Source organism: Kamptonema sp. PCC 6506, assembly GCF_000180455.1.
Taxonomy (GTDB): Bacteria; Cyanobacteriota; Cyanobacteriia; order Cyanobacteriales; family Microcoleaceae; genus Kamptonema; species Kamptonema formosum.
Genome location: NZ_CACA01000284.1, coordinates 1 through 25,550, shown reverse-complemented (window position 1 = coordinate 25,550; position 25,550 = coordinate 1). Strand labels below are relative to the sequence as shown.

Annotated in this window: 17 protein-coding genes and 1 pseudogene; 9 read left to right on the top strand and 9 right to left on the bottom strand. The window is 43.7% G+C overall.

The genetic code is table 11. The features are described from left to right. Window positions 1-275 (top strand): annotated as a pseudogene (locus tag OSCI_RS15835) (mechanosensitive ion channel family protein); the annotation flags it as partial. A 258-nt stretch (window positions 276-533) separates the two neighbouring features. Further along, window positions 534-2,585 (top strand): iron uptake porin, encoded by a 2,052-nt coding sequence (locus OSCI_RS15830; RefSeq protein WP_019487758.1) that lies wholly within the window; start codon window positions 534-536, stop codon window positions 2,583-2,585. A 60-nt stretch (window positions 2,586-2,645) separates the two neighbouring features. Here the strand turns inward: OSCI_RS15830 and OSCI_RS15825 are convergent, their stop codons facing one another. Continuing rightward, window positions 2,646-2,843 (bottom strand): hypothetical protein, encoded by a 198-nt coding sequence (locus tag OSCI_RS15825; RefSeq protein ID WP_019487757.1) that lies wholly within the window; start codon window positions 2,841-2,843, stop codon window positions 2,646-2,648. On the opposite strand from OSCI_RS15825, the gene OSCI_RS15820 reads away from it, so the two are divergent. The 3 genes from OSCI_RS15820 to OSCI_RS15810 all read left to right on the top strand — a co-directional run bounded on the left by OSCI_RS15820 (window position 2,842) and on the right by OSCI_RS15810 (window position 6,982). Beyond that, the gene (locus OSCI_RS15820; RefSeq protein ID WP_019487756.1) at window positions 2,842-5,358 is read left to right on the top strand and encodes a GH116 family glycosyl hydrolase; all 2,517 of its coding nucleotides are present in this window, start codon (window positions 2,842-2,844) and stop codon (window positions 5,356-5,358) included. The genes OSCI_RS15825 and OSCI_RS15820 overlap by 2 nt on opposite strands. 192 nt (window positions 5,359-5,550) lie before the next feature. Continuing rightward, complete coding sequence (locus OSCI_RS15815) at window positions 5,551-6,459, top strand: DALR anticodon-binding domain-containing protein (RefSeq protein ID WP_234708759.1); 909 nt, start codon at window positions 5,551-5,553, stop codon at window positions 6,457-6,459. A gap of 106 nt (window positions 6,460-6,565) precedes the next feature. After that, window positions 6,566-6,982 carry a thiol-disulfide oxidoreductase DCC family protein gene (locus OSCI_RS15810; RefSeq protein ID WP_007356030.1) on the top strand — a complete coding sequence of 139 codons (417 nt, stop codon included), beginning with the start codon at window positions 6,566-6,568 and terminating at the stop codon, window positions 6,980-6,982. Here OSCI_RS15810 and OSCI_RS15805 read toward each other — a convergent pair. Together OSCI_RS15805 and OSCI_RS15800 are read right to left on the bottom strand one after the other, a co-directional pair. After that, a complete protein-coding gene (locus OSCI_RS15805) occupies window positions 6,979-7,404 on the bottom strand; it encodes a hypothetical protein (RefSeq protein ID WP_007356029.1) in 426 nt (141 codons plus the stop codon). The genes OSCI_RS15810 and OSCI_RS15805 overlap by 4 nt on opposite strands. 279 nt (window positions 7,405-7,683) lie before the next feature. Continuing rightward, window positions 7,684-10,092 carry a GAF domain-containing protein gene (locus tag OSCI_RS15800; RefSeq protein WP_007356028.1) on the bottom strand — a complete coding sequence of 803 codons (2,409 nt, stop codon included), beginning with the start codon at window positions 10,090-10,092 and terminating at the stop codon, window positions 7,684-7,686. Window positions 10,093-10,930: 838 nt separating this feature from the next. On the opposite strand from OSCI_RS15800, the gene OSCI_RS29100 reads away from it, so the two are divergent. Both OSCI_RS29100 and OSCI_RS15790 read left to right on the top strand, forming a co-directional pair. Beyond that, a complete protein-coding gene (locus tag OSCI_RS29100) occupies window positions 10,931-13,558 on the top strand; it encodes a beta strand repeat-containing protein (RefSeq protein ID WP_007356026.1) in 2,628 nt (875 codons plus the stop codon). Between the two features lie 124 nt (window positions 13,559-13,682). Next, on the top strand, window positions 13,683-14,573 hold the full coding sequence (locus OSCI_RS15790) for a calcium-binding protein (RefSeq protein WP_007356025.1): 891 nt from the start codon (window positions 13,683-13,685) through the stop codon (window positions 14,571-14,573). Between the two features lie 141 nt (window positions 14,574-14,714). On the opposite strand, the gene ctpB is transcribed toward OSCI_RS15790, so the two are convergent. Then, complete coding sequence (gene ctpB / locus OSCI_RS15785) at window positions 14,715-16,019, bottom strand: carboxyl-terminal processing protease CtpB (RefSeq protein ID WP_007356024.1); 1,305 nt, start codon at window positions 16,017-16,019, stop codon at window positions 14,715-14,717. A 282-nt stretch (window positions 16,020-16,301) separates the two neighbouring features. Here ctpB and OSCI_RS15780 point away from each other — a divergent pair, with 282 nt between their 5' ends. Next, on the top strand, window positions 16,302-17,129 hold the full coding sequence (locus tag OSCI_RS15780) for a hypothetical protein (protein ID WP_007356023.1): 828 nt from the start codon (window positions 16,302-16,304) through the stop codon (window positions 17,127-17,129). 271 nt (window positions 17,130-17,400) lie between these two features. Beyond that, window positions 17,401-18,303, top strand: coding sequence for a pentapeptide repeat-containing protein (locus tag OSCI_RS15775; protein WP_007356022.1), 903 nt, complete (start codon window positions 17,401-17,403; stop codon window positions 18,301-18,303). A gap of 378 nt (window positions 18,304-18,681) precedes the next feature. Here the strand turns inward: OSCI_RS15775 and OSCI_RS15770 are convergent, their stop codons facing one another. From OSCI_RS15770 to pyrH, 5 genes are all read right to left on the bottom strand, one after another. Next, complete coding sequence (locus OSCI_RS15770; RefSeq protein ID WP_007356021.1) at window positions 18,682-21,681, bottom strand: GAF domain-containing sensor histidine kinase; 3,000 nt, start codon at window positions 21,679-21,681, stop codon at window positions 18,682-18,684. A 508-nt stretch (window positions 21,682-22,189) separates the two neighbouring features. Beyond that, the gene (locus OSCI_RS15765) at window positions 22,190-22,663 is read right to left on the bottom strand and encodes an NADAR family protein (protein ID WP_007356019.1); all 474 of its coding nucleotides are present in this window, start codon (window positions 22,661-22,663) and stop codon (window positions 22,190-22,192) included. A 339-nt stretch (window positions 22,664-23,002) separates the two neighbouring features. Beyond that, window positions 23,003-24,100, bottom strand: coding sequence for a geranylgeranyl reductase family protein (locus OSCI_RS15760; RefSeq protein WP_007356018.1), 1,098 nt, complete (start codon window positions 24,098-24,100; stop codon window positions 23,003-23,005). 88 nt (window positions 24,101-24,188) lie between these two features. Continuing rightward, a complete protein-coding gene (frr, locus tag OSCI_RS15755; protein WP_007356017.1) occupies window positions 24,189-24,737 on the bottom strand; it encodes a ribosome recycling factor in 549 nt (182 codons plus the stop codon). Beyond that, window positions 24,724-25,452, bottom strand: a complete 729-nt coding sequence (gene pyrH, locus OSCI_RS15750; RefSeq protein WP_007356016.1) for a UMP kinase — start codon at window positions 25,450-25,452, stop codon at window positions 24,724-24,726. Before pyrH ends, frr begins: the two co-directional genes overlap by 14 nt. Window positions 25,453-25,550: the final 98 nt, after the last annotated feature.

Genomic DNA, 25,550 nt, shown 5'->3' with positions numbered 1-25,550 from the left:
GGATAATCAACAATCCCGTCGGTATGGAGACTAGATTAGACGATCTAGTGGAAAGCTTTAAAGTTTGGATGAGTGAGAGTTTTAAGAGTTCTCGAAATCAATGGCAAGACCCGAAAATTTGGGTGAATGAAGTTAGCGGAGACCAAAGTCGGGAGACAACGGTGCGCTTTTATGTAGATAGCATCAAGCTAGAGCATTGCGAGCGTGGAAATCGGATCAAGAGTGAAGTGCGTCAGGATTTGGTTTGGCATCTAAGACAATCTTACTTGATGTAATCTTTCTGCTCTAGCTGTAACTTGAGGTTTAACCCTCAGTTACAGTTAGGGCAGAAGGTGGAAGTCTGACTTAACTTTAATCATAAAAATTCAAGTATTGAACCAGTATAAATACTTGAATAAATCAGTAAATTTTTTAATCTTGAAACTAACGCTCTAAAAACTGTCGGCCAGAATGTGGCTAATTTTACATATCCGATCCAGCTCTACTGTTAATATCCTTCTGGTGAAACGATTCGGATTATGGTGTGAGGAAAAATGGATAAATTTACAACTGCGAGGAAAGCGACACTAATCGCTTCTCCGGTTTTCTCCTTGTCAATGTTGGTGGGATGTCTGGGAATAGCTTCAGTACCAGCAGGCGCGATCGCCCAACTACAGGATACCTCAACTTCAGAAGCCAAACTTCCAAAGCTAGCATTAGCAGAGAGCGATCGCACTTTATCTCCTCCAGAGGTAGCGCCAACAGAGGAGAAAGTCGCAGAAATTAACCCTACTACTGAGAGTGACCTATCTCCGACAGCAGCAGCACAACCGCCTCCAACAACTCCAATCGAACTCGCAGCTACAGATATCCGCGATCGCAGCTATCCCTTGTGGTTGTCTCAATCTCCAGTTTTAAACCCCCAATCTCCCGTAATTGCTGAAGTTCCGAAAATACCAGATTTCCCAACCGAGACGGGAACTGCTGCGGATCTTAGCGCTCCCGATGACTTTGCTCAAGTCACCTCAGTTTCTCAGTTGTCTGATGTACAGCCCACAGATTGGGCATTCCAAGCTTTACAATCTCTGGTAGAACGCTATGGTTGTATCGCTGGCTATCCCGATGGTACTTTTCGCGGTAACAGAGCTTTAACTCGTTACGAATTCGCCGCTGGTTTAAATGCTTGTTTAGACCAAGTTAATCGACTAATTGCAGGGGGAACCAACAATTTAGCCACGAAAGAAGACTTAATCGCACTACAACGCCTCCAAGAAGAATTTGCCGCCGAATTAGCAACATTGCGAGGACGGGTAGACGCTTTAGAAGCTCGGACGGCGGAATTAGAAGCTAATCAATTTTCAACAACAACTAAACTTAGCGGTCTTGCTTGGTTTAATGTGACTGGAGCAACTGCAAACAAGCGTGTCCGAGTAGAAACGACGAATACAGACACTCCTCTAGCACTAAGACCGGCGGGACGAGATCCGATTACAAATCGACCTGTTGTTCAGAGAGTTGATGACCCTGAAGTTACTTTTAGTCAGTTAGTTTGGCTGACGCTCACTACTTCTTTTACAGGTAAAGATCAATTAGTGACGCAGTTAGCTGTTGGTAATGGCGATTCCCCGGCAAATCAGTTTGCCTCAGCGGGTCTTTATAATACCTTTGGCACTCCATTTCTGGATCAAACAGGGGGTGTTAATCCCAATGAATTTATTTTGCGAGAACTTTTTTACCAGTTCCCGCTTAGCGATCGCTTGCAAGTCGTGGTCGGGCCGCGGATCAACTTTTACCGCTATTTTGACAATAATGCTTTTACCTTTTTCTTAAATGGAGCTAGCACCTTTAACTCGAACGGTAGCACTCTATCAAACGCAGTCGATCGCGGTGCTGGTGCGGTGGTTTTGTGGGATATCAATCGTCGGTTTAGGCTGCGTTTAGGCTATCTGGGCGAAAGCGATGAATTTTTGCCCGCTAACCCCTTTAATTCGGCTGCTGACCCCTCTAAAGGTTTGTTTAAGGGCACCAATTCAGCAACAGTTGAACTGGCATTTAGCCCTAGCAGTCGCGCAAATTTCCGGTTTCTCTACACTCGCTCTAATATCCAGCAAATAGGCGGACAAGTGGGTGGTGCAATTGGAGAGCCGATTTACGGTGTGGCTGATGATGGTTACGGCGGCAAAATTGGCAATGCAACGGCGGATACTTTTATCTTCAATTTTGACTGGCTAGTTGCCCGCAACTTTGGTGTTTTTGGTCGCTACAGCTACGGCCGAACTAATATTTTTCCTAGAACCGATCGACCGGATGGCACGATTAAAGCTCAAGCTTATCAGATGGGACTTGCTTTTCCCGATTTGGGCAAAGATGGAGCTTTGCTAACTCTATCATTTCTAGTCCCGTTTGATGTTACGGGCGGTCGTCGGTTCTTGGTATCTGGAGGAGGAAATGGCGGTACTCAGTATGAATTTGAAGCTACTTACTATTTGCCAATCAGTGACAATATTGCTATTGTTCCGGCATTTTACTTAATTGGCAACGCCAATAATTTTGACAACAACCCCACTATTTATGTGGGTAATTTGCGAACGCAGTTTAGTTTTTAAAGGGTAAAGACTTGCAGGGGTTTTTAATTGCTGATGCACAACATCTTAATTAGCTAATAGCTAATAGCTAATAGCTAATAGGCCAGCGATCGCTTCTCCTATAGAAGCAGCAGTAACCACAGGATAATTGCCACACAAGCGATTGCAAGCGGAGTTTCCCCCGAAGTAATCTGGGCGATAGATGAAGATCGATCGCCCAGATTGTTTCATAAATTTATCCAAAACGGAAACCCATCGATCGGGTAAAATCAATGACATGAGCGATCGCACATCTAACCCCAACATCCCCCCCCAAACCTGGAACCGTCCTATCGGCCTGGGTTGGGACAATCCCTACACCGTCCGTTACCCCAGCAATCTCGACGATGGCCCCTGGCATGGAATGCCCCTGGGCGGCTTTGGTGCCGGCTGTATCGGGCGATCGCATCGCGGCGACTTCAACCTCTGGCATATCGATGGTGGCGAGCACGTTTTCCGCAGTTTACCCGCTTGTCAATTCAGCGTCTTTGAAGAAATTGACGGCAAAAAACAAGCTTATGCCTTATCTACAGAACCCCCTACAGATGGTAGTTTATCTGCTTGGAAATGGTATCCGAGCGAATTAAAAATTAAAAATGAAAAATTAAAAAGTGAGGAGCAAAATTCAGATTCAAGCCTGAGCACTGGTAGTTATCATGCACTTTATCCTCGCAGTTGGTTTGTTTATGAAAATGTCTTTCAAGCACAATTAAGCTGCGAACAATTTTCGCCAATTTGGGCGGGAAACTATCAGGAAAGTAGTTATCCAGTCGCCATCTTTGAATGGATCGCCCACAATCCCACAGATCGACCAATTACTCTCAGCATCATGCTGACTTGGCAGAATACAGTTGGCTGGTTTACTAATGCCAATAAATCCCCAGAAATTAAAGTCAGAGATGATGGCAGTCCTGTTTATGAATATAATTCTCGCTGGGGTGAAAGTGGGGGAAATTTCAATCGCTTAGTAGAAGATTTCCACCGCATCGGCTGCGTGATGACGCGATTGAGTGCATCAGAAGAAGTAAAAGAAGGCGAAGGACAATGGGCGATCGCGACAGTCGCCAATGCCGCCGTAGAAGTATTTTATCAAACCCGTTGGAACCCAGCAGGCAGCGGCGAAGATATTTGGCGGCCCTTCTCACAAGAAGGCTTCTTGCTAGACGATCCCGATGAAACACCAGCCGCAGGAGGAGAACAATTAGCCTGCGCGATCGCAGTTAGATTTACAATTAGACCGGGAAAAACTCGCAAGATTCCCTTTATTTTAGCTTGGGATTTTCCGATCACCGAATTTGCGCCCGAAGTTTGGTATTACCGCCGCTACACAGATTTCTTTGGTCGCAATGGCAAAAATGTCTGGTCAATAATTCGTACTGCTATGAAGCATTCGGATACTTGGCGAGAAAATATTCAAGCTTGGCAACAGCCAATTTTAGCCAGGGAAGACTTGCCAGATATCATAAAAATGGCAATGTTTAACGAACTCTATGCCCTAACTGATGGTGGCACACTTTGGAGTGCCGCTGACGAACGCGATCCCAAAGGTCAATTTGCAGTTTTAGAGTGCATAGATTATCGTTGGTACGAGAGTTTAGATGTGCGTCTTTACGGTTCTTTTGCCTTGTTAATGCTGTGGCCAGAATTAGATAAGGCAGTGCTTTTAGCCTTTGCTAGAGCGATTTTCACGGGAGACGATACCCCTAGAGTTATTGGCTGGAATCAAGCCTCAGCCGTGCGGAAAATTGCCGGGGCTACACCCCACGATTTAGGAGCTCCCAACGAACACCCTTGGGAGAAAACTAACTATACAAGCTATCAAGATTGCAATTTGTGGAAAGATTTACCTTGCGATTTTGTCTTGCAAGTTTATCGAGATTTCTTATTAACTGGTAGCACAGATTACGAGTTTTTACAAGAGTGTTGGCCAGCAATTGTGGAAGCTTTAGCTTATCTCAAAACCTTTGATTTAGACGGCGATGGGATTCCTGAAAATTCAGGTGCCCCCGATCAGACTTTTGATGATTGGCAGATGCGGGGCGTGAGTGCCTATTGCGGCGGGTTGTGGTTAGCGGCGTTAGAAGCTGCGATCGCGATCGGTTCTTTACTGATTAAACATCAAAGTAGTGTAGAAGAATTAAACCAATCACCAATTACCAATTTTAACAAGGATTTCAAGGATGTAAGTCTCTTTCCAATTACCAATTACCAATTACCAATTACCAATTACCAAAATTGGTTAGAACAAGCTAAACCAATCTATCAACAAAGACTGTGGAATGGGCAATATTACCGATTAGATAGCGAAAGCGGTTCAGATGTGGTAATGGCAGATCAGTTATGCGGTCAATTCTATGCACGTTTATTAGGATTGCCCGATATTGTACCAGAAGAATGTGCGATCAGCGCCTTAGAAACAGTGTATGAATCTTGTTTTATCAAGTTCAATCAAGGTGAGTTTGGTGCAGCTAATGGCGTTATGCTTGATGGTTCGCCAGAAAAGCCAGGTGCAACTCATCCTCTAGAAGTTTGGACGGGAATTAATTTTGGTTTAGCTGCTTTTATGATGCAGATGGGGATGAAGGAAAAAGCTTTAGAATTGACGGAGGTAGTTGTCAAGCAAATTTATGCAAATGGTTTGCAATTTCGGACACCTGAAGCAATTACAGCAACGGGTACATTTAGGGCTAGCCATTATTTAAGGGCGATGGCAATTTGGGCAATTTATTATGAATTGTTAATTGTTAACTGTTAACTGTTAACTGTTAACTGGTAATTGCTAATTGGTAATTGGTAATTATACCATCTCCGATTAAATACTTGTCATTGCGAGCGAAGCGAAGCAATCGCAAGGTTTTGAGATTGCTTCACTTCGCTCGCAATGACAATCAAGAGGGTAGTAAAGCTGGATTTGGTATTAGATGCGAGAAAGCTTAATACATGACTTATGCACGAGATACCAAAGATGCAGGAGGTGGGTGCGATCTTAGTTTTAGGCGTGAAAGGTATTTTACTGAAACTATTAGAAGCTGCGATCGCATCCCCTTCGATCGCGCTTGAGGAAATACCCTTACAGCGCACTAAAGATTTTAGGCGAGTGCAATACATATCTGCGATCGCGCTTAAACTCGCTCATCTTTGGCAACAACCAGCGATCGAAGTTGCTACCCAGCTTGCAGCTAAATGCCAAAAAGAGAATGAAAATATAGGCTTTTTAAGTAAGGAAAATTTCACCATTGAAGTTTTGCCATCGGGGATGATTTTGTTTGAATTAACCGATGTAAGTGTAGCCGCCTGGTTGCAATACCTCACTGACACCCCACAGACGTTAGAAAAGAGAGAGAGTCAAATTAAATCCGCCTCTGTGGAAAGCGATCGCATCTTTCCAGTTCAATATAGCCATGCTCGTTGCTGTTCCCTGTTGCGACTAGCTGACCGCGATCGGATTATAGAGCTTGTGGAGCGCGATCGGCAAACCAGCCTCGCACCTTGGCAGATTATCAATCCCAACCCCATACCCTGGCTAAATTCTAACAACCGTCTGCGATTAATACATCCCGCAGAACTCAATTTAATTTCCCAATTATTTACAACTTTAGACACTCTAGCTTCCCTTTTTAACGGAGGTTTTGAAAAGCCGCTAATCACCAATAAATCAACAGATTGGCTCAAATTAGCCAATACTTTAAGCGATACTTTCCAGACGTTTTATAGTCAATGTCGCATTTGGGGAGAAGTGAAGACAGAAACACCAAAACTTGCTCAAGCAAGGTTAGGTTTAATACTAGCAACTCAAACTTTACTACAATTTATACTGCAAGAACTATTAGGTATAATCGCTCCTCTGGAACTGTAAAGTAGTTTCGGTTTTCATTTTAGTAGAAAATACACTTAATTAATTATCCCTTATAAAGCTTCTAAGTTATGCTATAATTAGATGGCATAAATATCAACTATACTCAATGACTTACTACGTAATCTACGACGGCAATTGCAATCTCTGCGTTACCTTAGTACAACTACTTGAAAACTTAGATAAAGGTCAAGAATTTCAGTATATACCTATGCAAGACAAAGAAAAGTTATACAAATTTGAGATAACGCCTCAAGACTGCGAAATGGGCATGATCTTAATAGATGGAAACGCACCAGATCGCCGCTGGCAAGGCAGCAACGCCGCTGAAGAAATCGGTCGCTTACTGCCAGCAGGAAATATATTTGTTGCCACTTATCGCGCAATGCCAGGTCTGAAATGGGTAGGCGATCGCATCTACGAACAAGTCCGCGATAACCGCTATACGCTATTTGGCAAACGATCTACAACATACGAATCAACTTATCCAATTAGTTGCAGTCTCAAAGGAAATTGCCAGCCTTAAACTGAACTATTAAACAGTTCAAATATTTGCCGACAAAAATGTTTCAGCTTTTCCGCCGACTCGGATGCTGGTTCCTTTGTCCCCGCAAAACCCCAATTATCCACCGTTGAAAATCGCCACTGTTGACCAGAATGATCGTAACCAGCGGCTTCAACTCCGATCGCGCGGCGATCGCCATCTACCGGATCGTCGTAAAATCGGATCTGGATTAAAATGCTGCGGCTTTGCAGCAACCGACTCCTACCGGGGAAGTGAAAGCCAATGTCAATAGAATCAGGATCGACGAGTTCCCTAGTATCCGCATCATTCATCCAAGGTTTGAGATCGACTCTCACATCTGGGAACTGTGACTTGAATAAATTTACAACAGCAGCAATTTTGCTGGCAACTTCAATATTCCTAGCTTGTTCAGCAGCGTTCACCTTCAACACTCCTACAAAATATAGTGCCAATAGCTTTAGATAACAATGTAACTACATCCTGCGGAATGTAGACTGTGAAGGGCGGACATTTTTTTAAGAAGGGACTAGGGGCTAGGGGCTAGGGGCTAGGGGCTAGGGAAGAGGAAGAGAGGGGGAGAGGGAAAGAGGGGGAAGATAGGGGAGATGGGGGAGATGGGGAAGATAGGTAATTAAGAATTACCAATTACCAATTACCAATTACCAATTACCAATTACCAATTACCAGTTACCAATTACCAGTTAACAGTTAACAGGTATTATATTTCCCGATTCATTGATAACAGTTACTTCACTTACCTCAGAAGCAACTTCAGGAAAAGGAAGAATACGCACGCGACCAAACCTCAAACCACTCACTCCTTGCAGCGGTTCTACCATACCAGTTTGAATTTTTGACTCCACACAACCCTCGCGAGCTAGATAGCGTAAATATTGCCGATATTCTTCCCACTCATCCTCATTAGAATAAACAATAGTTAGCATTCCAGACTGCGTAATTCGTTCTTGAGCGTCTTTATCAACCGCTTTTTCAATCCGTTTTTTAACAAGTTCGTAGCGAATATCGCGAGTGCCTTGGACATCAAACATTTTTTCAGTATTTTCGTTGTGAAAAATGTTGATCGTTGTATTCTGTACTAAAATTAAATGAGCTAGTTGTAAATTGATTTTAGCATCAGCTTGTAAGCGAAAAGCAGCTCTAGCACAATCGCAAACAGCTCTTAATTGTTCATAACGCAGACTGTGCAAGTGAAAGGGAGTAAATTTACTATCAATTGACTTGCCGATATAAATCATGTGATCCATGCCATCGGTGCATTCAATATCGCAATAATGGGGGATAATTTGCTGCATCCGCTCTTGCCATTTTGCCCAAGTTTCCTGCAAATTAGCAGTAATTAAACTGAGCATTTCATCATAGCGAGTCCGTTCGCCATAAACGCATTGATGTTCGTTTTTGCAAGCTGCTTGGTAAGCTTCCAGTGCTGCTTGCACCTCCGGCCCGCACTGCATAAAATGGTCAAAATATACTTCTAAATGCTCGCTCAGATACTCTGCGGCTCGGACTTCCATATCTACAGTTACTTTTTCCTGCAAATGCTTGATATAGTCCAGCATATCCAGTCGAAGTTGTTCTCCCAAGGGAGTACCTTGAGTTGTACACAAAGCCTCAACGATCGCTAAGCCTAGACGAAATTGTTCGAGCAAGTCGCCTTGAATGGCACGGTTGCGCTCTTCTGAGGAGCCGCGAATATCGGAGATACCATAAAGGGGATATACTTCGCTAAAAACTATTGTCTCCGGTGGTAGGCCCCAACTGCGTCGCTCTGCTTCCTGTACGAACCGCCACTCGACGGCGGGATGGATGTTGTGGATGTGGGTGAAGCGCTGCTGAATGGCTTGCCGTAGGGCCGCAATGAAGGCGGGAATTAGTTCTTGAGCGTGTTGGCAGTCGATACCGTTAAAATGGTTGGGGCGATCGCACGTTAATCCCACTACTCCTAAAATCTGATTTCCTCCCCCTTCGCGATTGATAGTTTTCACCACTAAGGGAATTAGCAACATCGATCGCACTCCCATTTTCCGTAAGTAGCGATCGCACTCCGTTTCGCACTCCCGCCGCAAATCAGGCACGTTCCAGACTTGATTAGCCGCCGTTGCCTGCAAAAAGTGAGAACCTTCGAGAGACTGTAACGCATACACTGTCGGCCTGATATCGTGACCGTCTTTGCAGATAAAGAGTTGCGCTTCGGAGCCATCAGTCCGCAAAAGAATGCTACCATCTGCGCCAAAGAGCGATCGCAAACGTTTATCTATTTTCTTAAACTTTTCCGGTCTTAGAATTGAATCTCTATCTATCAATAACTGCGTCAACCGCCGAATTTGTTCCTGTCCCGTGACATCAAAACCTTCTAACAGCAACAGACCTTCCACACGGTAATTTTCTAACCGCAGTCTATCCGCCAAAGTTGCCAATTGATTAGGCTGCATTAGCCAAGCTTCCCGCTCCGAGGCTGGCATTAACTTTAGATGAAAATCCGAAAACTCATCTATTTTCGGGTCAATGCGAGTAACTTTTAGCTCTTCGGAACCCAACCAAAATTCCACAAACCGATGCTCTCGGTGCAGCGGACTTTTGACAGTAGCCATTACGGGTTCATCAAGCACTCGCAAACTTTCCAGGTCAATCTGATATAGCTGTTTGAATACCCAGTACAAAATATGACGGCGGTATAGCTGCTCCGCTGTCCGGCCGTCCCAGTCTTCAAACAAATCCAGCAACCCGATACCCAATCCTGTCAACAAACCACCAAAATCAGTTCCCTCGTGGGTTCCTTCCAAACCCGCCAACCGACAGAAAGCCGAGTTAGCATAACGCAGAATAAAAGTCTCCGGTTCCATGACAGCCATTAACACCCGGCTAGAACGCTGAAATTGAAAAAGGCGCTCTAGGTATTGTTTCCAAACTTTCAATTGTTCGATTTGGGCAGAGTGACTTGGCACCTGTGCCGCCAAAGCTTGTAATAATTGTTCCATATTTGGCTCAACCAAGCTGCCGTTACCGTTTTTAGTCCGAGGAATATCTGCGGAAAGTAACGCTTTAACAGAGTGGCTATTGGCTTCTTGGGATGTCGGCTTCGGGGTCGGCATAAGTCTGCACCTGAATGCACTGGATATTTTAAGAAGATGTTGGCGACTGGTTCTAGGGAGTTGGTACTCCAACATTCCTTGACACCTGTGGACAACTATAGTTAGGGGCTAGGGGCTAGGCGCTAGGGGCGAGCGTTGAGGGAAAAGCTTACGACCTAATGGATTATGAACCAGAGGTAACACTGGGATTTGCCCTAACCGCCTTGGGGGTTGCTATAAAAGTTTGCAACGTTATAGTATTGTATCTAACACACCAGGGGTCTAACCCCTTTTGTGATTGTGATAGTAAATTTAAGTGTCTACTAATTAATTAAAAATTAAAAATTAAAAATTAAAAATTAAAATATTTATACACCGAGTGTATTTTGGGCAATGCGTCGGATGTGGAGGATGCAAACAGGGGTTAGAGTTGGGTTCAAAAAATACCAAGAATATAGGCAAAAGCATCATCATCTTTGAAATCTCGATCGCTGATGTCAGCCAAATCTCTAATTACAGAATTGCCTCATCATCACTAATTTCTATACCAAAAGAATTTTCCCATGTCATCACTATCTCAACTGCGTCAAGTCCCATTCTTACTCTAGCCCCTTCTTTACCCTAGTCCCTAGCCCCTAGCCCCTAGCCCCTTCTTTACCCTAGCCCTAGCCCCTAGCCCATAGCCCCTAGTTATATATTCACAATACGTAAGTGCTCACACCTGAATAATTTACCTAACTTTAGGTATATTTACATAAATTTTGGGTAATTAGGGGGTGAAACCCCCCACAAATCTCCGTAAAATTGCTAGACTCGTAGCCAAGACCGAACTTATTTTTTACATTAGATCAGGTGCATCATGGCTACCTATACAGTAACCACTAACGCTGACAGTGGTGTTGGCACATTGCGAGATGCGATCGCACAAGCAAATAGCAATGCGGGCGCAGACGAGATCCTTTTCAATCTCACTACAGGCAATCCAAACGAGACAATAAACCTCTTATCTCCCTTACCCAATCTCACAGACAACGCAGGTACGTTAATTAATGCCTGGAGTCAAGGGGGGCCAACTTACACCGGTACACCCCTAATCGAACTCAACGGCACAGGTGCCGGTGCCGGTGCAAACGGTTTGTCTATCTCTTCATCCAACAATACCGTGCAGGGTTTGGCGATCAATCGGTTCACTGAAAACGGGATTTTGATCGCTTCGGGAACTAACAACGTTATTCAAGGTAACTATATAGGTACCGATCTCACCGGGACAGTTGCCTCACCGAACAATAATTATGGCCTATTGATTTGGAGTGCTAACAACACCATCGGCGGAACTCTACCATCAGCGCGGAATATTATCTCCGGCAACAATCGGTTTGGAATAATAATTCAAGGTGGCAATGCCAATGAAAATGAAGTATTAAACAACTTTATTGGCACCGATTACACGGGTAATAATAACTTAGGCAACAATTGGCGGGGAGTGCACATTAGCGACGGTGCAAAAAGTAATGAGATTCGAGATAATTTCATTTCTGGCAACGATCGCTCAGGAAATACCGACAGCGGAGATGATGCCAACATTGGAATTGAGGGTGTAGGCACTAATAATAACATTGTAGTAGGCAATTTTATTGGCACAAATGCTACAGGTACGGGTTTAGCTGGGGGCGCTCCAGCAGTTATCGGCACACCTCCTTCAGGAGGGCAACGGGGCATCTTGATTACCGGAGGTGCTCAAAGTAACATAATTGGGGGAACAGCAGCAGGCGATCGCAACATCATTTCTGGCCATCTGCAAAGCGGCATTGAAATCCGCAATAATAACTCATCAGGAAATCAAATTATTGGCAATTACATCGGCACAGATGCAGCCGGTACTGGTGCGCTTGCTAACCGTCTAAATGGGATATTCATTAATGGTGGAAATAACACTCAAATTGGCGGTACGGGTACAAATGAGGGCAATATTATCGCTAATAACGGTGCGGCAGGTGTCAATATTCCCGTCGGCACTGGTAACAGTATTCAAGGCAACTCCATTAGTGATAATGTAGATTTAGGTATTACCCTAACCAACAGCAATCAACCGAAAGCTAATAATGATTTCATCGGCGGCAATGATGGTCAAAATTATCCCAATTTATTATCAGCCTTTCTCGGTAGTAACAACACGGTAATTACAGGGGAATTAACTGCTGCTGCTAATACTAGCTTCCGCATAGAATTCTTTGCCAATAATGCTGCCGATCCTTCTGGAAATGGAGAAGGAGAAACATTTTTAGGTTTTACAAACGTCAACACTGACAATGCTGGTAATGCCAATATCAGCTTTACGCATCCCGCTTTATTAACAAGTCAATATATCGCAGCTACTGCCACTAATCTCGATCTGAATACTGGCACAAATAACACCTCAGAGTTTTCCAATTCTCTACCAGTTGATACCTTAAGTATTAGCGGTTTAAAATTCCATGATATTAATGGTAATGGATTGCAAGACTTAGGCGAAACCGGACTTCCAAATTGGCAATTTCAATTGCTTGATAGTTCAGGGGTTTTAATCGCTGATACTACCTCAGATGCTAATGGTCAATACGAATTTGACAATGTTTTACCAGGTGATTACAGTCTTGAAGAAGTTCTGCAATCTGGATGGACGCAAACAGTAGCACCTAATGCTATTAATTTAACAAATGCTGATTTAACTGATAATAACTTTGGGAATTTCCAAAATATCAGCATTAGCGGCATCAAATTTGAAGACAATAACGGCGACGGGATTCAAAATGCTAACGAGACTGGACTAGATAATTGGCAAATCAACTTACTTGATGCTACTACGGAAACTGTCTTAGAAACTACGACAACTACTACAGGTGGCAATTATAGTTTTATCGACCTTGAACCTGGAAATTATCGAGTTAGAGAAGTCAACCAAAATGGATGGTTGCAGACTACTCCTAACCCTAATGATATTGTCGCGGAAAGCGGCAATATATACACGGATATTGATTTTGGAAATCTTCAGAAACTTGCCCAAATAGAAGTTTTAGATCCGACTAACAATAATATTATTGATGGCACTAACAATGCTGTTGATTTCGGGAGTACCTTTGTTAATACTCCTCTCACCAAACGCTTCACTATTAAGAATATAGGCACTGACGATCTTAACCTAAGTATTCCTAGTTTGCCGACTGGTTTTAGTATAGTCGGAAATTTCCCTAATCTTATTGCGCCTAACCAGCTAGTAACATTTGATATTGCCTTAAATGCTGCTAGTATTGGCACTAAAAATGGCATTCTGCAATTTGTCAATTCTGACACCAATAACACACCTTTTGATTTCCCTATTATAGGGACAGTGGTAGGTACTCCCACGCCTACTCCCACACCTACTCCCTCCAGAAACACCTACTCCCACACCAACAGCAACACCCATTCCAACGTCAACAAATACGCCAATTCCAACACCAACACCTAGCGGTACGCCAACGCCAACAGCAACACCAACACCTAGCGGCACGCCAACGCCAACAGAGACAATAAATTCTTCCCCTTTCTCTTCTTTAACCAACTCAGATATTCCCTGTCTTTGCGGGGAGATAGTGCGTCCCGATCTAAATAAACCCAATGCCGTAGATAATATTATCTACAGCAACAACACTAGCAACAACACTAATAGCATCCAGTTCGGAACACTAGAAAATGATGCTTTTCATGGTAGAGATAGTGGGAATATTTTCCATGCTAAATTAGGCAACGATAACCTTTACGGTGGCAACAGTAAGGACATACTTAACGGCAATGAAGGTAGTGACTTCATTGATGGCAGCAAGGGAAATGATTTCATTTTAGGAGGTAAAAATAATGATATTCTCTTAGGTGGGGAAGGTCAAGATTCTATCTTGGGAAATCGCGGTCAAGATTCAATTAATGGTGGAGAAAAAAATGATTTAATTAATGGCAATCAAGGAGATGATTTTATTGATGGTGGTAAAGGAAATGATTCCCTATTTGGAGGCAAAAATAATGATGTATTAATTGGTAGTAGAGGAGAAGATTCTCTCTGGGGAAACTTAGGGGACGATACTCTGTGCGGTAGTCAAGCTAATGATTATTTGAGTGGTAATGGAAATAACGACATTATTGATGGATGTGGGGGAAATGATACTATCTATGGAGGTAAGGGCAATGACACTCTCTTAGGTTGCGGCGGTGATGATATTTTATATGGAGACTTGGGGAACGATACCCTAATCGGTGACAGTGGGAATGATGTATTTGTATTAGGTGTAGGTCAAGGATTGGACATCATTGCTGATTTTACAAAAGGGGAGGATCTTTTGGGTTTATCAGGGGGTTTAACCTTCAACCAGTTAAATATTACTCAAGTTGAGAGTGCTACTTTAATTAGTAACTCGATTGGTGGGGAAGTCTTGGCATTGCTATCAGGCGTGCAAGCTAGTCAAATAGGAAGTTTTGATTTCAAATTGTAAGGAGAATGGGTCATTGATATAGATATCGGTAACACCTCCATCTGGGCGGTAAAAAAACCGCCCAGAGGGCGGCGTTATGGATGATACTAAAAAGTAGGGCAGATATTATCCACCCTACTTTGATTACACCTAATTGCTCATCTAACGAATCTCGTTAGCCGCAAGAGGACGAGCTGAAGGATTAGTTTTCAAAAGTGCGATCGCACGGGCGTAGCAAGGGTCATCTTGAGTTCCCACTAGCGATGGCTTACTGGCTAGTTGTAACTTCTGCTCGTCCGTAACATCCACTTTAACGTCGGGTGTCACCCCTTTGTGGCTGATATCAATACCGTTAGGAGTGTAGTAGTGAGCGATCGTTACGGCCAATCCCGAACCGTCAGAGAGGGAATGCACTGACTGTACCAGCGCTTTCCCGAAGGTTTGACCGCCCATTACAGTCGCGCGTTTATTATCCTTAAGGGCTCCTGCTAAAATTTCGCTAGCACTGGCAGAATTGTCATCAACTAAAACCACCAAAGGCTTATCAGTAATAGCAGTGCGATTAGCCCGCATTTCTTCGCTTCCTCCCTCGCGGTCTACTGTACGCACGATCGCGCCAGTATCCATCCACATCCGGGCAATGTCAATGCTGACTCGCAAGAGTCCCCCTGGATTCCCGCGCAAATCTAATACGAAAGCATCAGCTTTCTGATCCTTAAGTTTTTTAATTGCTTTTTGCATTTGTTCGCCTGCGTGAGCGCTGAACTCTTGCAAGCGGATGTAGCCAACTCGCGTCTTCCCTTCCTCCTTGAGGTTATAGCGAACGGCGGCTACTTCAATTCTGGCCCTAGTCAGAGTTACCTCAAATGGACTTTTTCCAGTTCTGCCAATTTTGAGGGTGACTTTTGTTCCCTCTGAGCCGCGAATCAGGCCAGCAGCATCACCTACGGTCATGCCTTCGGTAGATTTACCGTCAATTCCTAAAATTTGATCTCCGGCTTGAATGCCAGCTTGAATCGCAGGAGAATCCTCCATTGGTTCGGCCACCGAGATCGTTTTAGTTTTTTCGTCCTGTTCCAACCTCATACCGACCCCTGTCAGTTCCCCTGAAGTTTGGTTGGTTAGCGCTTCGTACTGCTTTGGGTCCATAAAGCGCGTGTAGGGGTCGTTTAACTTCTCTAAGGCTTTGCGGAGAGCGCTATAAGCTTCTTCGCGAGAAGTATAATCTTTGTCTAGCAACTGCTGCCTTGCGGCTTGCCAATCGACCTTATTAAAGCTGGGATCTACATAATCCCGGTTAACAATTTGCCACGCTTCGTCTAAAACAGCTTTAGGGCTGTCCTGAAGTGCGGCACGGACGGATTGGCTCAGACCGGGAACAAATAAAGTAACGGAGGCAGTTGTTGCGATCGCCCCGCTCAAGAGGGCAGTACGGAACTTGGAAAATCGTCTTGAGGCTAGGTTCATTGAATTTCGCTCGAATCGATTTTATTTTTTAGATTTTAGATTGGCGTTAAAATCTAAAACCAGAATACTTAATTGGCAGGAGGCTATTATCCTTTAAATAGTCTAGCGACCTTCTCTATGAATTGCCAAGCAATGACAGCTTTATTTGATTAAACTTAAATAGGACTTGCGAAATCTATTTGTAGCGCCACCCTCAAGGCAGTACATTCACTGCTTTGACTCTTGCGTTCCCAAGCGTGATACGTAAGTCTATTAAATTAAAAGCTACAAATTGGATGTGCAGTGGATAGGAAAGTTGAACAATCCCAAAAGTGGTTAGGGAAAATCGCCAACATCGCTATAGTTTTGACTGCGTTGGCAGGTATTACTGTGATGCAGAGCGATCGGCAATTGGGGGGGCTATCGGTAGATGGTCAAAATGGTGCAAGCGCATCGGGCGCACCTGCGATTAGCTTGTCTGAACTCCAAGAGCAAGAAGCTCTACGGCTCCAATTGGCCAAAGTTTCGCCTACTTTTGGGTTTGATAATTTAATTGCAGATTGGACTTTCCTGAAATTCATCCAGTATTTTGGCGATAGCGAGGTGCGATCGCAAACTGGCTATGCTCTCAATACACCCTACTTTGATATCATAACCATGCGTGACCCGCGATGGGTTGATATCTATCCTTTTCTTTCTACAGCAATTTCCTACTATCTGGGCAAACCTGAAGTCGCCATTCCCATGATGGATCGCGGTACTGATGCTCTTTCTCCCCAGATTGACCCTCAAGCTTGGCGGGTGTGGCGGTTTAAAGGTCTCGATCAATTTCTTCTACTAGGGGATATCCCTGGCGCTATTCGCTCTCATGAAATGGCTGCGGACTGGGCTTTAGGAACTGGCGATCCGAGAATCGCGCCGCTATTGCGACAAACAGCCGAATTCTTGAAACAAGACCCCGATAGTACCTTTATACGCTTTCAGGCTTGGAGTTCGGTTTACTACGAAGCCACAGATCCCTTAGTCCGGGAAAGAGCCAAGAGTGCTCTGTTATCCTTGGGATCTCGAATGGAACAGGGCGAGGATGGAAATGTACGGTTTTTCTTACCTTCAGAGCCAGTTAAAAAGTGAAATAGGGTACGTAAGGCAGCTCTCTGGGGGGTGACTCTACCGTCCAGAGGGGGGCGTTACAGATATTTTTGTGTATTTATAAAGTTTATTTTGCTCAAATTTTACAATCAAACTTATAAAAACTTAATACAAAGTAACAATTAGTGTTTAGAAATATTAAGTTAATTCCTGCACTGCGATCGAGTGCGATCGCGCAGGCAAAAACAAATATAAAATCTTTATTAAGAGTTAAGATATATACTTAAATTGCTGGTATCAGGAGTCTACTTAGATGGAAGTAAGCGAACTGCTCAAGCGTTACGAGAACGGAGACAGAGACTTTGCTGGAGCCGATCTCAGCTCGGCTAACCTTAGCGGAGCCATCTTGATCGGAGTCAACCTTTCCGGGGCTAACCTGTCGGGAGCTAATCTGAGCCGGGCCTTTCTCACAAAATCAGAACTCAATGGCGCTTCCCTCCACAGAGCGAATCTAAGTTTTGCCAAAATGGGCGAAATTAGACTGGCGGATGCTGACCTCACGAAGGCAAACATCAGCGGAGCTTTCCTAGTAAAATCAAAACTACCCAGAGCAAAACTCAGCGGCGCGAACATAACCGGCGCTAACCTACGCAATGCTATCCTCTGGAACGCCAATTTATGCAGTGCCGAGCTGCAATTAACTAACCTGCGGGGCGCGAATCTGACGGGAGCTAATCTCAACTGGGCCAATTTCTACGGTGCCAAACTCAGCGGTGCAAAACTTTTTGGAGCTCAACTAACAGGTATTAGTCTCAGGAAAGCTCATCTCAACGGTATCGATTTGGGGGGAGTGGATCTCAATGGTGTCAACTTGAGCGAAGCGAAACTTAATGGAGTGAACTTAGAAGGGTCAAACTTGGTGGGGGCAAATTTTTACGCAGCTCAGTTGCGTAGCGTCAAGTTAACGGGAGCAGACTTAACAAAGGCAAATCTGGTGCGAGCTTGCTTAGTACAAGCAAACTTAAACTGGAGTAGACTGTCTCAGGCAAACTTAAGCCAAGCCGACTTGAGCGAGGCGACGTTAATGGGAGCCAATTTTGAGGGTACTGAGTTAGCCGGAGCCACAATGCCAGAATCGACAAGGCGCTATTTCTGTTTAACTGCGGCGGGTAATATGACAGTTGGGCAAATGCAAGAAATGAGTGCGACGGGTTGAGAAATTTTTACCGCAGCAGTGAGCAGCTCAAGGCTTTAAAAATCCCACAAGTACCTTGTTCTGCTTACTAACTGTCATATCTTTTGGGGTCTTTGTTCTTTTTATTTTCTTTTTCTTGAGCATCTTTTTTTGGTTTTTTGGTTTCTTTGTTGCTTTTTTGTTCTTTAGACATCCTTTTTTCTCCTAATTTAGTGCGTAAGTCTTATCATTAATTTTGTTGATTTTGCTGCTTTTATCTCTATTCCTAAAGATAGATTTTTAGGAATAGAAGGGGAGATGGGAAGCTCTTGAGCTCTTGAGCAGGGGACGAATATGCCAATTACCCATTAATAGCCATTACCAATTACCCATTAGCAATTAGCCATTAGCCATTAGCCATTAATTTACTGGAATTTCAATCCTAAACTCAGTACCTTCCCCTGGTTGAGAAATACACCTAAGTACACCTTTGTGTTTTTCTACTATAATTTGGTAGCTGATTGATAAACCTAATCCCGTCCCTTGACCGACAGGCTTAGTGGTAAAAAAGGGATTAAATATCTGAGAAACCAAATTTTGAGGAATTCCTTGACCATTATCTTGAATGGAGATAACCGCAGTTTCAGGATCGGTCAATTCAGTCCGAATCCGAATGTAAGCCGGCGTATCATTAGGCGTAAAAAATATTGAGTTTTGAGTCGAAATTCCGGTATCTTCTAAGTTTTTTTGCCTCATACCCCGATCTCGAATCCCCATTTCTAGAGCATCAATAGCATTGCTAATGATATTCATAAATACCTGATTTAACAGACCAGCATAACACTCAACTAGCGGCAGATTTCCATACTCTTTGAAAAGCTCAATAGCAGGACGGTCTGGCTTAGCTTTGAGCCGATGCTGCAAGATTACCAGCGTACTTTCTAGACCTTCGTGGATGTCAACTGGTTTTTTATCTGCTTGATCTAAGCGTGAGAAATTGCGTAAAGACAGAACTAGCTGGCGAATACGCTCGGCTCCCATTTTCATTGAGTCGAGAATTTTTGGTAAATCTTTTGCCAGAAAGTCTAAATCAATAGCTTGGGTATGTTCGCTAATTCGATCGTTGGGTGCAGGGTACTCCTGTTCGTACAATTCTACTAAATCCAGTAAATCTTTAGTGTATTCAGTAACGTGAGAAATGTTACCGTAGATAAAGTTAACTGGGTTATTAATTTCGTGAGCAACACCTGCAACTAATTGTCCTAGTCCCGACATTTTCTCCGTTTGAATTAGTTGAGCTTGAGTGTGCCGTAGTTCCCCCAGAGTCCTACCTAACTGTTGAGCCTTGGCTTGCTCTGCAATAGCGGCGGCTTGGCTGGCTTCATAAAGTTCTGCTTGGTGGATGGCGATCGCAGCTTGATGAGCTAGCTGTTGCAGTAAATCCCTTTCAGAATTTTGCCAAACTCTCGGCCCTGAACATTCGTGGGTAATCAATAACCCCCACAGCAAAGCATCGGTTCCAATTGGTACAATTAAACTCGCTCTGATCTGAAGACTCTCCAAAAACTTTCGGTGACAAGGCGCTAAATCATCCTGATAAATATCATTAATTGCCTGCACCCGTCCTTGCCGATAAAGACACGCGGACTCCTCTGGAAAGCAGTTTTCTGGGGCTTTAATGCCTAAAATAGAACTCCGCCCACTGCGGGTTATATCTGAGAGAGAGGCAATGCTTTCTACTACAACCTCGCCTTCTCTACCTTTGATAAACTGGTAAATCACAACGCGATCGGTATGCAGCAAAGTTCGTACTTCTCGCACAATCGTTTGCAAGATTTTTTTTAAATCCAGCGTACTGCGAATTTGGTCTGTAACTCTTCCTAATACCTTTGCCAACTCCAAAGACTGCTGCAACTGTGAAGTCCGTTCTTGAACTTGACGTTCCAAATTAATATTAAGATTTTGAACTTCTTTGTAAAGAGTGTACTGCTGAATTGCCATCGAAAAGTGATTGCCTATAGCTTTCACTTGCTCAATCTCACGGCTATTCCACTCACGGGATTGACCTTTTTTTAGTTCTCGCCATAATTCAAAAGATTGTCTAGGAAGCTGTTGTTTAACATTACTTTCAAAGCGACCTGCCCATAACCTTTCAGTCTCAATTTCATTCCGAAAAATTGTCAAATAACCGAGTAAGTGTTGGCGATATTGGAGCGGAACTACGAGTAAACCCCGAATTTGAGTAGATTGAAAAGCTGGAACTAATACTCTAAATGAAGGCTCTTTATATAAATCCGTAACGATCAAAATTGGGAATTGAGAATTGGGAATTGAGAATTGGGAATTGGGAATTGGGAATTGGGAAACCTCATTTATCTGTTTGAAACCTGCTGCTTTGAAGCCTGCTTCTGCCCACTGCTGCCATAAAGGATGCTCTTCAATCGGTATCTCTTTTTCCCATTTTGGTAGACTTGGCTGTTCGCCGCAAGTAAACAGCTCAAAGGAAGTAGGAAGGTCATCCTCTGAGAAATTTATCCCTTCAGGATTTATGGCTGTTGCCGATATATTTTTATCCTTAACCTTTTGATTTTTATTCTTAAAATAAACTCTACCCCCAGCACCTTGAAGATCTTTAACAGTAGCTTCTAAAGCAGCTTTCAATTGAATAGTGGGTTGACCATGCAAAAGAGTTGCAACTCGGTTAACTTTAGCTTCACGAAGTGCTTGTTCGCGAGTTTGTCCCAGAAGATTGGAATGAGAAATCGCGATTGAAATTTGATCGACTACTAACTGGACTAGCTGTAAATCTGTTTCTGAAATGCGATTCGATTCGCAGTGGTGAGAAACTAAAAGTCCCCAAAGTTCAGTTTTAGATTTTAAATTTTGAGTTCGCGATTGGGAAATTCCTAAATGGTCGGTTATTTCTTGCTCGCTTAGATCGCATAAAATCGGAACTACTACAGAGGATTGCACTCCCATTGCCCTCAGATAAGTCGCGTGGCAAGTGTCTACGGATCTATACCTGATCTCTTCACTTGTCAGTGATTCTCCTGTCTCCGCAGAATCCAGCGGACTCAAACCCATTAACCCGGAATTAACATCAACTATTGTACGCTGCCGTAGATTGACATACATCTCTCGCGCTTCTTGAGGAATATCATCGGCTGGAAAATTTAGGCCTTTAAGGGATGGAAGGCGATTATTATTAATAGACTCGGCAACTACTTCGCCGCTACCATCGGTATTAAACCGATAAATCATTACTCTATCTGTTCCCAAAAAACCGCGCACTTCCTGTGATGCACAGATTAATATCTCTGGTAACTCCAAAGATTGGCGAATGCGTTTGGTGATTCGGCGCAGTAAAACTTCTCTGTCTAGTCTCTGCTTTAATTCTTGTGTATTTTCTACCAGATTCATCTTTCTTCTCGCCTGGAGATTCCGGTTATAACTGTAATGATGGCAACGCTTGCGCTGGCGAGACATCTACAGCTAGGTCTTTAACTTTTGTCACTCAAGTAGATCGCTGAGGTAAAAATTCCTCGCCCTACGCAATTCAACTAACCTCTTTCAAACGCTCTACTATTTTGGATGTTAGATTAGCCGTGGGTAGTGGACAATTTAATACTGCCTGCGATGAGCTGCTAGCATTATGTTTGATCCCTGCACTGAAAAAGGCATTTTTTCAAGCTAACCCTTCATTTCTATCATCTTATAAATTTTGAGTGTTCTGGAAGTTTTATCAAAAAAAAATTAATTTTTATGAAAAATTAACAATTATTTACACAAATTTATAAAATGCTAATTTTCGTAAACGCTAAGACGGTGAGGAAGTTGTTAATTGTTGATATTATTAATTTTATTGTATTTTCATTCTGCGGTTCTAGCTCAACTCAATTTTTCTGGGTTGTGGCTTCTGCTAATAAGTTTAGGATTGGGGTAGTACACCGCGATCGCGGCGTTGGGAGATTTCTAAGCGAACGCTCATCAGTATTTTGCCCAAATGGTTTTGGCCAGTACGATCGCAGCCACAGCCCCAGTAGTAATCTGTGGGTGAATCCTCAACAATTAGGCGATCGCCTGTAGACAGCAGAATAGCTTGGATATCGCTGTGGGTGATAAACTTTGTTAAAACGGCCTCTCGCATAATTTCAGTTTTCACTTCTTCCCAGTCGGGGCGAAGTTGTCGGCTGGGTTCGCGCCCTAACTTGGCTGCTTGCTGGGGCGTTTCTGAGGCGTGAATCAGATAAATTAATTGTTCATCTACACTACCAACAAATTTTTGTGCTTGATAATAGTGTTCTACCGTCAACCAGTCTTGACCGTTTAAGTAAATGCTGTGGGGTGAAAAGTTAGAAAAGCAGCCATAGGGCTCTTCTACCTTATAAAAGTAAATTGTCATCAGCGTCGAACATAGGACTTTATATAGCAACCGCTTTCGGCGGTTAGGGGCTAGGGGCTAGGGACTAGGGACTAGGGGAAGAAAAGAAAGATGGGGAAGAAGGGAATAGAATCAGCGAGTTTGGTGGAATTCAGAACTTCTTAACTGCCAAGAAGGTTGCTATAATTTTGATTTTCTCAGGGTAGGTTGAGCTGATAAGTAGAAGGAAGAAGGAAGAAGGAAGAAGGATTTACTTAAATATTGAGTTGTAGGGGTGGGTTGAGCCGATAAATTTAGCGAGTTTAGAAAAAGTGTTTACAAAACCCGCCCTACAATAGTTTTGAGTTTTAAGTTGGCGGCCTAAAATGGCATCAGCCGTTTGATCGCACGGTTAGCGATATCGGCATAACGCAATTCTCCGCAGAGGATCTTACTCATAACTTGGGTAGCTACTGGCAGCTTAACACCGGCTTTATACGCAACTCCAGTAAACTGATAAAATGCGCCAGCTAAACGGTTAGCCCAAACCATATCAGTTCCCCATTCTTCGGAGATAACTTCAGTATATTTTTCCAAAGCATCGCCAGCACCGCTTAAAGCTTGGTCAATGGCGATCGCAGCTTTTACTCCGCTAAAAATTGAAGGGCGAATCCCTTCACCAGAGAGGGGATCTCCCACAACTGCGCTTTCTCCTGCTAGCAGTGCATTTTGAGAGTGCAGCTTGCGATCGCCATCCCACACAGACAAGGGATATTCATAAATCTGACTATTTTTAACATCTAGGCCGCACTGAGCTGCGTAATCAGCTAAAATATTTTTCAGATTTTTAGGAGCATCCCCTTTCAATGCCGCTATACTAACTGAGTAACCGCCAGCTTTCGGAAAGTTCCAAATATAACCTTTCTTAATTGTTCCAAAATCAAATTTGAGAGTATCGCCTGTTGTAGTAGATGCTGTTTCTAAAATTGCACTCAAATGGCGTTTCGGTTCTTTAAATCCCAACCATTTAGCCATCGGCCCGCTAACTCCATCCGCAGCAATTAAATAGCGACCTGTAACAGGTTCTCCATTAGTTTTAACTTGCCAAGCAGAGTTTTGAAACTCAATTCCCTTAACCTCAGTAGAAGGTCTAAATTCAGCACCAAGGCTCTGAGCTTGCTTAATTAAAAAGTCATCAAATTCATCGCGTCTTACCATCCACATTGACGTATCTATATCAACTTCAACTGGATCTTCATTCTTCCAGGTGTAGCGAATTTTATTGACTTTTAGCGAAATAGCGGGGGTAAAATCACAGTCAAACCACTGAGCGATCGCAGGAGAAATCCCCCCACCACAAGGTTTAAATCGCGGCCAAGATTCCTTTTCCAGCACTAAAACAGAACGTCCTCGCTTGGCCAAGTGATAGGCGGCTGTACTTCCTGCTGGGCCGGCACCTACAATAATGCAATCAAACATTTTGTTAGTTGTTAATTGTTAGTGGTTAGTTGTTGGTTGTTAACAGTTAACCGTTAACAGTTAACAGTTAACAGTTAACAGTTAACAACTAAACCGTCTTGATATCTTTTTCTTTGGCTGCAAGCACTTCCTCAATTTTGGCAATGTACTTGTCAGTCAATTTTTGCATTTTGTCTTGCAAATCACGCGCTTCATCTTTAGAGAGTTCGCTGCTCTTTTCCTGCTTGCGAATCGACTCTACAGCATCGCGGCGGATATTACGGATGGAAACTTTGCCTTCTTCAGAAAACTTAGCGGCAAGTTTTACCAATTCCAGACGGCGATCGGTGGTTAGCGGTGGAATATTCAAGCGAATAACGGAACCGTCATTACTAGGAGTAAGCCCCACATCTGACAGAGAAATTGCTTTCTCGATGAGGTTAATCGTTTTGCGGTCAAAGGGTTGAATATTAATCGTACTAGCATCCGGTGTACTGATGCTAGCAAGAGATTTAATCGGAGTTGGAGATCCATAATAATCTACCATCACGCGATCGAGGAGAGAGGCGTTGGCGCGTCCCGTCCTAATGGTATTAAAAGACCGTTGAGTGGACTCAACTGCCTTCTGCATATGATCTTCAGCTTCAGCTAACTTCACAAGAACCTCCCACAAGAGTTCCAATAGATTCTCCCATCACGGCGCGGTAGATATTTCCGCGTACCGATAGGTCAAATACAATAATAGGAATGTTATTTTCTTTGCAGAGCGCGATCGCGGTACTATCCATCACCCGTAAGTCGTGAGTCAAGACATGACCATAGGTGAGAGTTTTGTAGCGGCGTGCGTCTGGGTTGAGATGGGGATCTGCATCGTAGATACCATCAACTTTAGTGGCTTTAAAAATTACCTCCGCATCAATTTCAGCGGCTCGTAAAGCTGCTGTTGTATCGGTGGTAAAAAACGGATTGCCAGAACCCGCACCGAAAATAACCGCACGGTTTTTTTCTAGGTGACGGATGGCCCGACGGCGAATATAAGGTTCAGCTACTTCCTGCATGGCGATCGCAGTTTGCACTCTAGTTGGCACTCCCGCTTGTTCGAGGGCATCTTGTAAAGTAATGGCATTCATCACTGTTGCAATCATGCCCACATAATCTGCTGTTGCCCGATCCATACCTGCTGCCGCCGCCTTCACGCCGCGAAAAATATTACCGCCGCCGACGACGATTGCCACCTGAATGCCGTGAGACACGACTTCGGCTACTTCCTGAGCGATTTCCTGAACAACTATAGGATCTATGCCGTAGCCTAGAGTTCCCATTAAGGCTTCACCACTCACTTTTAGCAAAACCCGCCGATATACTATCCCCATGCCGTGACTTTTTTGTTAACTCAAATTCCCTCCACCATAAGATAGCAGTAGAGTGGCACTTTGAACATCAACGGAGTGGAGGAGCGGGGGGGGGGGGA